Source organism: Stenotrophomonas sp. YJH_SMC_21 (genome assembly GCF_059369555.1).
The window spans coordinates 307,013-319,889 of sequence record NZ_JCAFSU010000001.1 but is presented as its reverse complement, the minus strand read 5'-3'; the positions used below and the strand labels follow the sequence as shown (position 1 = coordinate 319,889).

The 12,877-nt window shown below is 67.5% G+C and carries 12 protein-coding genes; 8 read left to right on the top strand and 4 right to left on the bottom strand.

Annotated elements, in window-relative coordinates:
• Nucleotides 1–59 precede the first annotated feature (59 nt).
• Nucleotides 60–446, bottom strand: a complete 387-nt coding sequence (locus tag AC5P67_RS01410; protein WP_024957921.1) for a DUF2628 domain-containing protein — start codon at nt 444–446, stop codon at nt 60–62.
• A 216-nt stretch (nt 447–662) separates the two neighbouring features.
• Between AC5P67_RS01410 and AC5P67_RS01405 the strand changes: the two genes are divergently transcribed.
• Nucleotides 663–836 (top strand): hypothetical protein, encoded by a 174-nt coding sequence (locus AC5P67_RS01405; protein ID WP_005411154.1) that lies wholly within the window; start codon nt 663–665, stop codon nt 834–836.
• 60 nt (nt 837–896) lie between these two features.
• Here the strand turns inward: AC5P67_RS01405 and AC5P67_RS01400 are convergent, their stop codons facing one another.
• Complete coding sequence (locus AC5P67_RS01400; RefSeq protein ID WP_049406997.1) at nt 897–2,942, bottom strand: TonB-dependent receptor domain-containing protein; 2,046 nt, start codon at nt 2,940–2,942, stop codon at nt 897–899.
• Nucleotides 2,943–3,438: 496 nt separating this feature from the next.
• Between AC5P67_RS01400 and mdoH the strand changes: the two genes are divergently transcribed.
• The 5 genes from mdoH (at nt 3,439) to hemC (ending at nt 9,343) form a co-directional block, all read left to right on the top strand.
• Nucleotides 3,439–5,364 (top strand): glucans biosynthesis glucosyltransferase MdoH, encoded by a 1,926-nt coding sequence (gene mdoH / locus AC5P67_RS01395; protein ID WP_049395441.1) that lies wholly within the window; start codon nt 3,439–3,441, stop codon nt 5,362–5,364.
• A gap of 50 nt (nt 5,365–5,414) precedes the next feature.
• Nucleotides 5,415–6,074: an alpha/beta hydrolase gene (locus AC5P67_RS01390; protein ID WP_043034590.1), complete on the top strand. Its 660-nt coding sequence runs from the start codon at nt 5,415–5,417 to the stop codon at nt 6,072–6,074.
• Nucleotides 6,075–6,077: 3 nt separating this feature from the next.
• Nucleotides 6,078–7,121, top strand: a complete 1,044-nt coding sequence (locus AC5P67_RS01385; RefSeq protein ID WP_199556897.1) for a sensor histidine kinase — start codon at nt 6,078–6,080, stop codon at nt 7,119–7,121.
• A gap of 10 nt (nt 7,122–7,131) precedes the next feature.
• A complete protein-coding gene (locus AC5P67_RS01380; protein ID WP_012481330.1) occupies nt 7,132–7,863 on the top strand; it encodes a LytR/AlgR family response regulator transcription factor in 732 nt (243 codons plus the stop codon).
• A gap of 568 nt (nt 7,864–8,431) precedes the next feature.
• Nucleotides 8,432–9,343, top strand: a complete 912-nt coding sequence (gene hemC / locus AC5P67_RS01375) for a hydroxymethylbilane synthase (RefSeq protein WP_099527399.1) — start codon at nt 8,432–8,434, stop codon at nt 9,341–9,343.
• Between the two features lie 116 nt (nt 9,344–9,459).
• Here the strand turns inward: hemC and AC5P67_RS01370 are convergent, their stop codons facing one another.
• Entirely contained in the window at nt 9,460–10,236 is a 777-nt protein-coding gene (locus AC5P67_RS01370) for a DUF481 domain-containing protein (protein WP_005411146.1), read from the bottom strand.
• Between the two features lie 106 nt (nt 10,237–10,342).
• On the bottom strand, nt 10,343–10,945 hold the full coding sequence (locus AC5P67_RS01365) for a LolA-like protein (RefSeq protein WP_308310429.1): 603 nt from the start codon (nt 10,943–10,945) through the stop codon (nt 10,343–10,345).
• 81 nt (nt 10,946–11,026) lie between these two features.
• Here AC5P67_RS01365 and AC5P67_RS01360 point away from each other — a divergent pair, with 81 nt between their 5' ends.
• Both AC5P67_RS01360 and AC5P67_RS01355 read left to right on the top strand, forming a co-directional pair.
• A complete protein-coding gene (locus tag AC5P67_RS01360; protein ID WP_005411144.1) occupies nt 11,027–11,998 on the top strand; it encodes a helix-turn-helix transcriptional regulator in 972 nt (323 codons plus the stop codon).
• A gap of 26 nt (nt 11,999–12,024) precedes the next feature.
• Nucleotides 12,025–12,819 (top strand): MetQ/NlpA family ABC transporter substrate-binding protein, encoded by a 795-nt coding sequence (locus AC5P67_RS01355; protein ID WP_012481327.1) that lies wholly within the window; start codon nt 12,025–12,027, stop codon nt 12,817–12,819.
• The last annotated feature ends 58 nt before the right edge of the window (nt 12,820–12,877 follow it).

Sequence of the window (12,877 nt, the reverse complement as noted above, 5' to 3'; positions counted from 1 at the left end):
CCGGCGGGGGCCGGGCGTCGGTTGCATCCTTGCCGCGCATCCTGCGCAGGTCTGATGGCTCAGAACATTCCTTCAAACGGGTTCCAGCTGGTACGTCCTTCCACCTTCTCCAGGTAGTAGCTGTAGTTGGTGCTGGAGGCGACCAGCAGGTTCATGGCGATGAACAGCATGCGCCCGACGACGTCCGGAAGGAACATGGTGATGATGGCCAGCGCGATGTTGATGCCGATCACCACCAGTGCCTTGCGCCACATGCCAAGAATCAGCAGGTAGATGGCACCGAAGAACAACGCGAAGAAGTTCAGGTTGATCTTCAGGCGGTCACCAAAGGACAGCGCCTTCCAGGCCTGCTTGAAGCCGGGGTTCTTGGGGGCGCCGTGCTGGCGGAAGAAGTTGAAGCGGAACTGCCACTTCGGGCTGAACTGGGACAGGTCAGTGGTATTCATTGGGGGAGACATCCCTGTGAGAAAACGTTTTCATGATAGGACAAGTCCTATTCAGGATCCAAGCGTCACCGTCAAAAATGTGACGCCGGCCTTGTTCCGGCTGCTGCGGCAGGGGCGCGCACCGTCACCCGCCCGCCTTGTTTTTAGGATAGGGTGCGCAGTTCCGCTGCCGCACCAGCTGAATCCGTGCGGCGGCGGGATGTCCATGGAGGTTGCATGACCACACCTGCTACACCGGAAAACGCACCGGGACCGGTGCTCCTGCCGACACCTGAAGTGGTGCAGGCACAACAGCTGCTCGCACGCCAGCAACTGGCGGTGGCGATGGACCGTGCACGCACGGCGGCTACGCAGAGCGCGGCGCCTGCCGCCGCATTGGAAAGCGAGTAATCCGCAACACCGCCGATCGCGCTGGCCCGTCGCCAGCGCGATCGCGGCGGACGCTCTTGGTCAGAACCGCGCGGTCATGCTGAGGAAGTAGCTGCGCCCGGCCACGAAGTAATCGGTGGAGCCTTCCGCATACAGCTTCTTGTCGGCCAGGTTGCTGACGCCGCCACGCAGGGTCAGTACCTCATTGACGTTCCAGGCCGCAGTCAGGTCATACAGCGTGTAGGCCTTGAGGAAGGTCGTCGCCGTGCCGGCCTGCCTGCCGGTGTACTGCGCCGACAGGCTGCTGGAAAACACCGCGTCGGGCGTCCAGTCCAGCGACGAATAGCCCGAGAATTCAGGGGTATCGATCAGGTTGCGGCCGGTGGTCAGGTTCCTGGCTTCCTTCATCCACGTCGCCGAGGTGCGCCAGCGCCAGTGCTCGCCGAAGCGGACATTGAAGTTGCCTTCCATGCCGCTGGTGCGTGCGCGCTGCACGTTGCTCATCCGCGTCCACCAGATGCCGTTGAACCTGCCCAGCGGTGCGTACTCGATCTTGTTCCTGAAGTCGGTGTGGAAGTAGGTCAGGCCTGCATCCACCAGATCGTTGTCGAAGCTGATGCCGATCTCGCGGTTGGTGCTGGTTTCCGGGTCCAGGTCCGGGTTGCCGGCCATGTAGCAGCCGCCGCGGGTATAGCCCAGCGGAATCAGCGAGGTGCAGCCACGGCCACCGGACTGGGTGGCGGCGCTGGCGGAGTTCTCGGTCAGGCTGGGGGCGCGGAAGCCCTTGGAAACGCCACCGCGGATGGTCCATTGCTCGGCCGGATGCCAGACCAGGTAGGCGCGCGGGCTGACGTGGCCACCGAACTTCTCATGGTGATCCAGGCGCGCGCCCAGGGTCAGTGCCAGAGTGCGGTGCAGCTTCAGTTCGTCTTCGACGAACAGGGCCCAGGTATCCACTTCCAGATCGGAGCCGCTGACGGCATTGCCGGCATAGTCGATCGGCGCGCGGCCGATGGTGTCGGTGTTGGTCAGCTCCTGGCGCTTCCACTGGCCGCCCACGGCGAACTGGTGTTCAACGCCGAGGGTGAACGGCGTGGTCAGGCTGCCCTCGATGATCGTATCGGTGGCTTCGGAACGGCCGGTAGCACCGATGTCGTTCCTGTACTCGGTCCAGTACGCACTGATCTTCGAATTGCCGAAGCTCCACTTGCCATCGTGGTTGAGCGCCAGCGAGCTGCGCTTGAGTTCGCTGGCACCCCAGGCGCCTTCATCCTGCTTTTCCAGCGAAGCGTCGATGAAGGCCTGCTGCACGCCATGGCCGGCTTCGAGCGACAGTTCCTGCGCGTCGCTCAGTTTCCACTGCAGCAGCGCATCGACATTGCGGTCCTTCTCGCCTGCATACGCGTTGCCGTAGACACCACCATTGGAGCGATCCGAATCGCGGCGCATGCTGTTGGCACCGATGCGCAGGCCGAAGCGCTCGCCGAGCGGGCCGGAGAACGTCGCACCGATCTGCTGGGTGTCGCCGCGCTTGCCGTCGCCCGGGCGGGTATAGCTGTGGGTGGCGCTGCCGCTCCAGTCATCACCGATGCGCCGGGTGATGATGTTGATCACGCCGCCCATGGCGTCGGAGCCATACAGCGACGACATCGGTCCGCGCACCACTTCGATGCGCTCGATCTGGTCGGGCGAGATCCAGTTCAGGTCCTGGCGGCCCAGGTCCGGCCGGTAGTTGGTCGAGGCCGAGCTGCCCATGCGCTTGCCGTCCACCAGCACCAGCGTGTAGTTCGACGGCATGCCGCGCAGCTTGATCTTGGACTGCTCGCCAACCGCACTGAGGCCACCGGTCACGCCGGGCACGCGGCTGAGCAGGGTGGCCAGGTCGTGCACCGGCTGGCGCGCGATGTCCTCGCGGCTGATCACGCTGATGCTGGCCGGCGCATCCTTGATCCATTGCTGGTTGCCCGAGGCGGTGACCACCACGGTATCCAGGTCCTTGGTGGAGGCATCGGCGCTGGCCTCTGCAGCGGCCACGCCGGGCAGGGCCAGCAGGCAGGCGGTGGCCAGGGCACTGGCCAGGCGGGTGCGCGGCAGGCGCGCGGAACGGGAGCGGAACGGCTGGGACATGACGGCTTCCATCGAATGAGGGGGGACCGGATGGAAGCAGCGGGCACACGCAGACAAGCAGGCAGGCCCCCCTTCCATGGGTCGTAGGGCGCACGGTTCGGGCCGGCGCAGCTGGGTGGGTCTCGGCCGTACGGAAGACGGCGACCTGCCTGGTTAATGAAATGATAACTGTTCGCGTTTGTTACGATCCAGTACCCGGCGCCACGAAGCGACATTCCGCTGCGCGGTCCACCATCGCCTGCTGTTTGCTGAATGGGGATAAATCCCGGCGTAGACCTTCGCACTCGGCTTACATCCGGCGCCCTAGACTGGGCCGCATTTTCGATTCCGCCCCGTTGGAGATCGTGTGGGTTCCGGTAGTGACAGACAGCGACTGTGCGGCCAAGGGCCGGTACAGCCAGGACAAGTGCGGGCGCCGGGAAGGCGCGCCGGGAACCTTCGCGCATGCAGCCCGGCCGGGACGGCCGGCCATGCCGATCGTGGGGAGTAAGCGGTGATGGGGGGTCACACCATCCACGCGGAAGCGGATGCGCCCCGGCTCGACGCCGGCTGGGCGCTGCTGCCGGCCGAATCTCCGCTGCCGATGCCCGAACAGACCCTGCGCGAAGGCAAGCTGAAGGTCCGTCGGCACCGTACCTCGCCACGCCTGATCGGTCTGCGCCGGTTCTACATCTTCGGCGGCACCCTGGCCATGACCGCCATCGCCACCCGCATGATGTGGCGGGTGCTGTCGGCCAATGGCATCAGCGTGCTGGAAGCCTGCCTGCTGGTGCTGTTCGTCGGCCTGTTCGCCTGGATCGCGCTGTCCTTCGCCAGCGCCGTGGCCGGCTTCCTGACCGCCGTGTTCGACCGTGGCTATCGCCTTGGCATCGACCCGGACAAGCCGCTGCCGACCGTGCACAGCCGCACCGCGCTGCTGATGCCGACCTACAACGAGGATCCGCGCCGACTGCTGGCGGGCCTGCAGGCGATCTACGAGTCGGTGGCCGCCACCGGCCAGCTCGAACGCTTCGACTTCTTCGTGCTCAGCGATACCCGGCGCGAGGACATCGCACGCGCCGAGGAGCAGGTATTCGCCGAACTGCGCGAGCGCGTGCCGGACGGCCAGACGCGGCTGTTCTACCGCCGCCGTGGCGACAACAGCGGGCGCAAGGCCGGCAACATCGCCGACTGGGTGCGCCGCTTCGGTGGCGCTTACCCGCAGATGCTGATCCTGGACGCCGACAGCCTGATGACCGGCGACAGCATCGTGCGCCTGGTGGCCGGCATGGAACACAACGCCGATGTCGGCCTGATCCAGACACTGCCCTCGGTGATCGGTGGCCGCACCCTGTTCGCACGCATGCAGCAGTTCGGCGGTCGCGTGTACGGCCCGGTGATCGCCCGTGGCGTGGCCTGGTGGCATGGCGCCGAGAGCAACTACTGGGGCCACAACGCCATCATCCGCACCCGTGCCTTCGCCGACCACGCCGGCTTGCCAGCGCTGCCGGGGCGCAAGCCTTTCGGCGGCCACGTGCTCAGCCACGATTTCGTCGAAGCGGCGCTGATGCGCCGTGGCGGCTGGGCCGCGCACATGGTGCCGTACCTGGGGGGCAGCTACGAAGAAGGCCCGCCGACCCTGACCGACCTGCTGGTGCGCGACCGTCGCTGGTGCCAGGGCAACCTGCAGCACGGCAAGGTGGTCGGCAGCCGTGGCCTGCACTGGATCAGCCGCACCCACATGCTGATCGGCATCGGCCATTACTTCACCGCGCCGATGTGGGCGATGCTGATGCTGATCGGCATTGCGATCCCGCTGTTCCAGGAAGGCATCGATTTCAATGCCCTGCTGCACCTGTCACCCAGCGTGTACTGGCGGGCCCAGGACGAGGAGCAGGTGGTGCGCCTGTTCGCCGCCACCATGGCGGTGCTGCTGCTGCCCAAGGTGCTGGGCTATCTGGCGATGCTGCTGGACCCTGTCGACCGCCGCGGTTGCGGCGGTGCGATCCGTGCGTTCGTGTCGATGCTGGTGGAGACCGTGCTGGCCGCACTGATGGCACCGGTAGTGATGTACGTGCAGTCGCGCGGCGTGGCCGAAGTGCTGTCCGGCCGCGATTCCGGCTGGGACGCACAGCAGCGTGACGATGGTGGCATCTCGTGGATGGCCTTGATCCGTGGCTACGGCGGGTTGGGCGTGTTTGGTGCGTTCATGGGGGTGCTGGCGTGGGCGGTGTCGCCGTCGCTGGCAGCCTGGATGGCGCCGGTGGTGATCGGCATGGTGCTGGCCGTTCCGGTGGTGGCGCTGACCTCCTCGCGCGGTCCGGGTGCCTTCCTGCATCGCCTCGGCCTGCTCGACATCCCCGAAGAGAACATTCCGCCACCGGTGCTGGTGCGCGCCGCGCAGCTGCGCCGGGAAGCCGCCGAGCAACCGCCGCTGTACTGATGGCCCTGCACCAGCGGCATAATGCGGCTCGAACTTGAAGGAGCCGCATCATGCTGCAAACGGTGGAACAGGAAACCGGCGCCTCGCCACAGTGGTCGGTGATCTGGCTGCACGGGCTTGGCGCCGACGGCCACGACTTCGCGCCGATCGTGCCGGAACTGGTGCGTCCGCACTGGCCGGCGCTGCGCTTCGTGTTCCCGCACGCACCGGTGCGGCCGATCACGATCAACAACGGCGTACCGATGCGCGGCTGGTACGACATCGTCGGGATGGACTTCCGCTCGCGTGCCGACATGGCCGGCGTGCAGGAATCGGTGCTGCAGCTGGATGCGCTGATCGCACGTGAGATCGAGCGCGGCGTCGCGCCGGAGAAGATCTTCCTGGCCGGCTTCTCGCAGGGCGGGGCGATCATCCTCACCGCTGCACTGTCGCGCATCGCGCCACTGGCCGGCCTGATCGCACTGTCCACTTACCTGCCGGAAGCCGAGAGCGCCAGGCGCGTTGACGGTGCGGTGCAGGTGCCGGTGTTCATGGCCCATGGCAGCAGCGACCCGGTGATTCCGCAGGCGGTGGCCGTACACAGCGCGCAGGCCCTGCAGGCGCTGGGCCTGCAGGTGGAGTGGCACAGCTATCCGATGGCCCACCAGGTCTGCGCCGAAGAGATCCAGGCGCTGGGTGACTGGCTGCAGGAACGATTGGGCGCTGCCTGAGCCATGCCCCCGGCCAGCACATCGCCGTGGATGCCGGAACTGTGCCGCCTGCCGCGGCTGGCGGCGATGCTCGGCCTGGCCCAGCTGGTGGTGGTGGTGCTGGCGCTGGCGCCCGATGGCAGCCGCCACTGGACCTTCGGCGAGCTGCTGTCGGCCAGCGGCTTCGCGCTGTGGCTGGCGCTGGCGGTGACCGCCAGCCTGTGCCTCCTGCGGCAGGCACTGTCGAGGCTGCCGCAGGTGCTGGGCGCTGTCGCGGCGATCGTGCTGGCGACCCTGATCGCGGTGGTCTGTGCCGGCATCGTGCATGCACTGTACGCGGTGCTGGGCGACAACTTCGCCCGCGGCATCAGCTTCTGGCGCTTCACCCTGGGCAGTGCGGCAACCACGGCACTGATCGCCGCACTTGCCCTGCGCTACTTCTATGTGAGCGATCGCTGGGCCGCGCAGGTGCAGGCCAACGCGCGTGCCCAGGCCGACGCGCTGCAGGCGCGGATCCGGCCGCACTTCCTGTTCAACAGCATGAACCTGATCGCCAGCCTGCTGCATCGCGATCCGGCGGTGGCCGAACGCGCGGTGCTGGATCTGTCCGATCTGTTCCGTGCTGCCCTCGGCGCGGGCGAGGGCGACTCCACCCTGCGTGACGAATGCGAGCTGGCCGAGCGCTATCTGTCGATAGAGTCGCTGCGCCTCGGCGAGCGTCTGCAGGTGCGCTGGCAGCGCGATGAGCCGCTGCCGTGGGACCTGCCACTGCCGAGGCTGGTACTGCAGCCGCTGGTGGAAAACGCAGTGCTGCATGGCATTTCGCGGCTGCCCGAAGGCGGCACCATCGAATTGCAGCTGGTGCGCGAGGGCAGCGAGCTGCAGATCCGCGTGCGCAATCCCGCGCCCGATCCGCAGGCGCCGGGGTTGGCGCTGGCGCGTGGTGCCGGCCATGCCCAGCACAGCATCGCTCATCGGCTGGCCTGGCGCTTCGGCGCCGCCGCGCGGATGACGGCTGGCTGGAGCGAGGGCTACTATGCCTGCCAGGTGACAGTGCCGATCCAGTGAGGGGACGACCGTGAGGGTAGTCATCGCCGATGACGAACCGCTGGCGCGGGAACGCCTGCGCAGCCTGCTGGCGGCGCAGGACGGGGTGGACGTGGTGGCCGAGGCCGGCAACGGCGAGCAGGCCCTGCATGCGTGCGCGGAGCTGCAGCCGGACCTGGTCCTGCTGGATATCGCCATGCCCGGGCTGGACGGCCTGGAAGCCGCCCGCCACCTGGCCAGCTTCGAGCCGCGCCCGGCGGTGGTGTTCTGCACGGCTTATGACGCGCATGCGCTGTCGGCGTTCGAGGCGGCGGCCATCGATTACCTGATGAAGCCGGTCCGCGCCGAGCGCCTTGCCGCAGCGATCGCACGTGCACGCACGTTCCTGGCCGGCCGCGATGGCCAGCCGCAGGACAGCGGCGGGCAGCAGGCCCGCAGCATGCTGTGCGCACGCCTGCGTGGCAGCCTGCGGCTGATCCCGCTGGACGACATCCACTACCTGCAGGCGGAAGAGAAGTACGTGGTGGTGCACCATGCGCGCGGCGAGGACCTGATCGAGGAGTCGCTGAAGTCGCTGGAGGAAGAGTTCGCCAGCCGCTTCATCCGCATCCATCGCAACTGCCTGGTGGCGCGCCACGAGCTGGTGGAGCTGCGCCGCGGCACGGGTGGTCAAGTGCAGGCGGTGCTGCGGCATGGCAAGCAGCCGCTGGAAGTCAGCCGCCGCTGCGTGGCGACGCTGAAGCAGGAACTGCGGCATCTGTGAGTGGTCCCGCGCGGCCTGCGGCCGCGACTGCTATGAAATCAACAGCAACAGCAACAGCAACAGCGGGTCATGGCTCGTTGTTTCTACGTGCTGGGTTGGGCCGGGGTGGGGCGGCGGGACACGCTGCAAGTACATCCATGTAGCTCGATGGCGCCATCCATGGCGCCAACGGTCCCGCCGCCCCACCCCGGCCCAACCCTCTCGTTTTTCCCGCGTCGGACGGCAAAGGCATTGTTGTTATCGGGTGGGGAAAGAGGGGTCAGATCCCTTTTCCTGCGGAAAAGGGATCTGACCCCGGAAGCCGTCGGCTGTTGCTTTTGCTTCTGCTTTTTTCTTTTGATCTTCCGTGGCTGACGCGCACTGAAGCTGTCAGAGGCCGGGCGGGGTGGGGTCGCGGGGGTGTCCGCGGCATGGATGCCGCGGCCAAGCCTCCACGGACGGATTCACGGCGTCCCCCGTGACCCCACCCCGTCCGGCCAAGCGCGGCTGTTGCTTTCACGACCCCTCCGCCAGCCACGAGGGGCTCCGCCGTTGGCCGTATCCGCGCCGGAGGCGCGATAATGACCGGATGGAAACCGTCCGCATCGCCACCCGCAAGAGCCCGCTCGCCCTCTGGCAGAGCGAACACGTCGCCGACCGCCTGCGCCAGGCCCATCCCGGCTTGCATGTGGAACTGGTGCCGATGAGCACCCGCGGCGACGAAGTGCTCGACCGTTCGCTGGCCGCCATCGGTGGCAAGGGCCTGTTCCTGAAGGAGCTGGAGCTGGCCATGCTGCGCGGTGAGGCCGACTGCGCCGTGCACTCGCTGAAGGATGTGCCGATGGAACTGGACGAACCCTTCGCGCTGCCGGCGATGCTGACCCGCCACGATCCAGCCGATGGCTTCGTCTCCAACCTGTACGCCTCGCTGGACGCGCTGCCGATCGGTGCGCGGGTCGGCACCTCATCGCTGCGCCGCCAGGCCCAGCTGCGCGCGCTGCGCCCGGATCTGGAATTGCTGGACCTGCGCGGCAACGTCAACACCCGCCTGGCCAAGCTCGACAATGGTGGTTACGACGCCATCGTGCTGGCCGTGGCCGGCCTGGAGCGTCTGGGTCTGGGCGAGCGCATCGTCGCGCGCCTGCAACCGCCGCAGTGGCTGCCGGCCCCGGCGCAGGGCGCGGTGGCGGTGGAGTGCGATGGTGGCAATGCGCGGCTGATGGCGTTGTTCGCCCCGCTTGATGACGCGGCCACGCGTGCCTGCGTGGAAGCCGAGCGGGCGATGAACCGTGCGTTGCATGGCAGCTGCCACGTGCCGGTGGCGGCCATCGCGCAGTGGCAGGGCGACGACCTGCACCTGCAGGGGCTGGTTGGCAGCGCCAGCGATGGCCGTGCCGTGCGTGCCGAGGCGGTGGGTCCGGCCAGTGACCCGGAAGCGCTGGGCCAGCGCGTGGCGAAGCTGCTGCTGGATGAGGGCGCCGGCGAGCTGCTGAACGTCTGAGCCACCGCAGGTAGTGCCGGCCGCTGGCCGGCAACCTCGTGGCCCAGTTGAATGCAGTTGCCGGCCAGCGGCCGGCACTACCGGAAGCAGAACGGGCGCCCTGGCGCCCGTTCTGCTTATTTGAACTTGTAGACCACGTTCATCGTGGTCAGCGTATCGGTCTTGCGCTTGTCCTCGGCCACGTCACTGTTGTAACGCGCCTGCCAGCCGGCCTTCAGCGCCAGGTGCTCGTTCATGCTCACCGACACGCCGAAGTCGTTCTGGCCGAAGGTGTTGTACGAACCGGATTCGACCAGCAGGGTGTTGACCAGGTCGGTGTTGTCGGTCAGCGAGTACTTCATGTCGAACAGGCCGCGGCCGATCATGCCGGTGCGGGTGCGGTCGTCCTCGGTGCTGTGGGTGCGGCGCACACCGGGGCCGATCTGCGCGTCGAACGAGAAGCGCTCGGTGTTCCACAGGCGGGTGCCGTAACCCAGACCGAACGAGCTCTGGCGGTCGTAGGTGGCGAAGTCGTCGCGCTCGGTACGCACCGTGGCCGTCAGCTGGCGGTGCTCGCCCAGCTGCAGCGCGCTGCCGGCACTGCCGGTGTAGCGGTTGGCGGTGGTGTTGTTGCGGCGGGTGGTGGTGCCGTCGTCGCGGGTCTCGGTTACCTTGGAGCTGGAACGCAGGCCGGCCAGGTCCATGCTGTGCACCCAGTCGCCGTCGGTGTAGCGCAGGCGCAGGCGGCCGTTGAAGCTCTCGGTGCTGCTGTTGCCGCGTGCCGAAGCGAAGCCGAGCTCGCCGCCACTGCCGCTCCACGGCGAAGACATCGCCGCCAGTTCGGAGGCATCCTGTGCATACGCGAGCGGCGCGCACAGCAGCAGGGGGATCAGCAGGGACACGCGCAGGGACATCGGGGCTTCTCCGAAGCGGTTGACAGCCGGTGATGATACTGGAAGCGTGATGGCGGTCAGAATCGATCCAAGGCGCGCTTCAGCAGACGTTGCCGCGGACGCCTATTCAGGGCAGATCGATACGCAATGCCGGGTCGTTGAAGCGCGAATAGCGCAGGCGCAGCTGGAAATTGCGGCCATTGCTGCTGCCGCTGCGCACGATCTGCCGTGGCAGGCCCTGGGCGTCCACCCAGTACTCCAGGCGTTCGCCGGCCTGCGCGCCGCGCAGGCGGTAGTGACGGGTCTCGACTCCATCCAGCGATTGGCTGCCCAGGTCTTCGGCCTGCAGCTCGGCAGGCAGGGCGTCGGCCGGCAAGGGATTGCGCCACTGCTCCAGCAGGCCCGGCGGGGTGGGAACCTGGCGGATCGCACCATCGGCCTGCAGGAACATGGTGTCGCCAATGATCGTCTGCGGCCCGCCCGGGGTCTGCACCCGGAAGCGGTCGGGGGCGACGAAGTCCATGGCACTGCGCACCGGCTGCGGCGCGCCCAGCACCTCCAGCTCGGCATGGAAACTGCCCAGGGCCGCAAAGCGTTGGCTGGCGCCCAGTACGGCCTGGGCCGGATCTGCCGCGGGCACGGGGGCTTCGGTCCCGGCCGGCGCCGGTGCGCGATCGCAGGCAGCCAGCAGCAGGCAGGCCAGCAGGGACAGGGCGGGCAACCGGCGCATCGGGCATTCCATGGGGGTGGGGGCGACCACGATAGCCCAAACGTCCCACACAAGACCCGCGACTCGGACATAATCGGGGGTATGGACCGATACGAACGCATCACCGCCCTGCATCGTCTGCTCAAGTCCGCGCGCTATCCGGTGACGGTGGCGACTCTGCAGGACAAGCTCGGTTGTTCCCGTGCCACCGTCTACCGCGACCTGGCCTTCCTGCGCGATGCGCTGATGGCACCGATCGAGGGCGACGGCGAGGCCGGCTTCCGCTACCAGGCCGACGAGAGCGACCGCTTCGAACTGCCTGGCCTGTGGCTCAGCTCGGAGGAGCTGCACGCCCTGCTGGCCTCGCAGCACCTGCTGGCGCGTACCGGCGGCGGCGTGCTGTCCTCGGTGCTGGCGCCGCTGCAGCAGCGTATCGAGAGCCTGCTGGCTGCGCAGGCCGGTGTCTCCAACTGGCCGGTGGACCGTGTGCGGGTAATCCCGCACCGCGGCCGCAAGTTCGATGAAGGCAGCTTCCGCAGCGTGGCCTCGGCGGTGCTGGAGCGCCGCCAGCTGGCGTTCGAGTACCGTGCCCGTTCCACCGACGAGCCGACCAAGCGCACCGTCTCGCCGCAGCGCCTGACCCATTACCGCGACAACTGGTACCTGGATGCCTGGGACCATGACCGCGAAGCCCTGCGCAGCTTCGCCGTGGACCGCATCCACAAGGCGCGCGTGGTCGACAGCACTGCCCGTGACGTCGCCGACAGCGAGCTGGACGAGCAGCTGGGTGCCAGCTACGGCATCTTCTCCGGTGCGCCGAAGGGCTGGGCGACCATCCTGTTCAGTGCCAAGGCCGCGCGCTGGGTGGCCGACGAGCATTGGCACTCCAAGCAGCAGGGCCGCTTCCTGGCCGATGGCCGCTATGAACTGAAGGTGCCGTACAGCGTCTCCCGCGAGCTGCTGATGGACGTGCTGCACTACGGCTCGGATGCCGAGATCGTCGAGCCGGTGATGCTGCGCGAGCAGGCCAAGGCGCTGCTTGAGCTGGCCCTGAGCAACTACGAAAAATCCTGACACTCCCCCCGAGAACTCCTCCGCCCATGAAGAAGACCCTGTTGCTGCCCCTGCTCGCCGCTGCGCTGGCCCTGACCGCCTGCGGCAAGTCCGGCGAGCCCTCGCAGAAGCTGGTGGTGGCCGCCACGGCCGTGCCGCATGCCGAGATCCTTGAGGTGGTCAAGCCGATCCTCAAGCAGGAAGGCGTGGACCTGGACGTGCGCGTGTTCAACGACTACGTGCAGCCCAACGACCAGCTGGTGCAGAAGCAGGTGGACGCCAACTACTTCCAGACCGAGCCGTACCTGGATGCCTACAACCGCGATCGCAAGACCGATCTGGTGAAGGTGATCGGCGTGCATATCGAGCCGTTCGGTGCCTATTCGCGCAAGGTCAAGTCGCTGGCCGAGCTGCGCGACGGTGCCGACGTGGTGATCCCGAACGACCCGAGCAACAACAGCCGCGCGCTGATCCTGCTGCACAAGGCCGGCGTGATCGAGCTGAAGGATCCGGCCAACGCGCTGTCGACCCTGCGTGACATCACCGCCAACCCGAAGAACCTGAAGTTCCGCGAGCTGGACTCGGCGATGCTGCCGCGCGTGCTGGACCAGGTCGACCTGGCCCTGATCAACACCAACTACGCGCTGGATGCGGGCCTCAACCCGACCAAGGATGCACTGGCGATCGAGAGCAAGGACTCGCCGTACGTGAACTTCCTGGTCGCGCGGCCGGACAACAAGGACGACGCCCGCGTGCAGAAGCTGGCCAAGGCCCTGACCAGCCCGCAGGTGAAGGCTTTCATCGAGACCAGGTACAAGGGCGCGGTGCTGCCGGCGTTCTGACCGGCGCTCCGGGCGTTCTGGCCATGCGGTAGTGCCGGCCGCTGGCCGGCAATCTGCA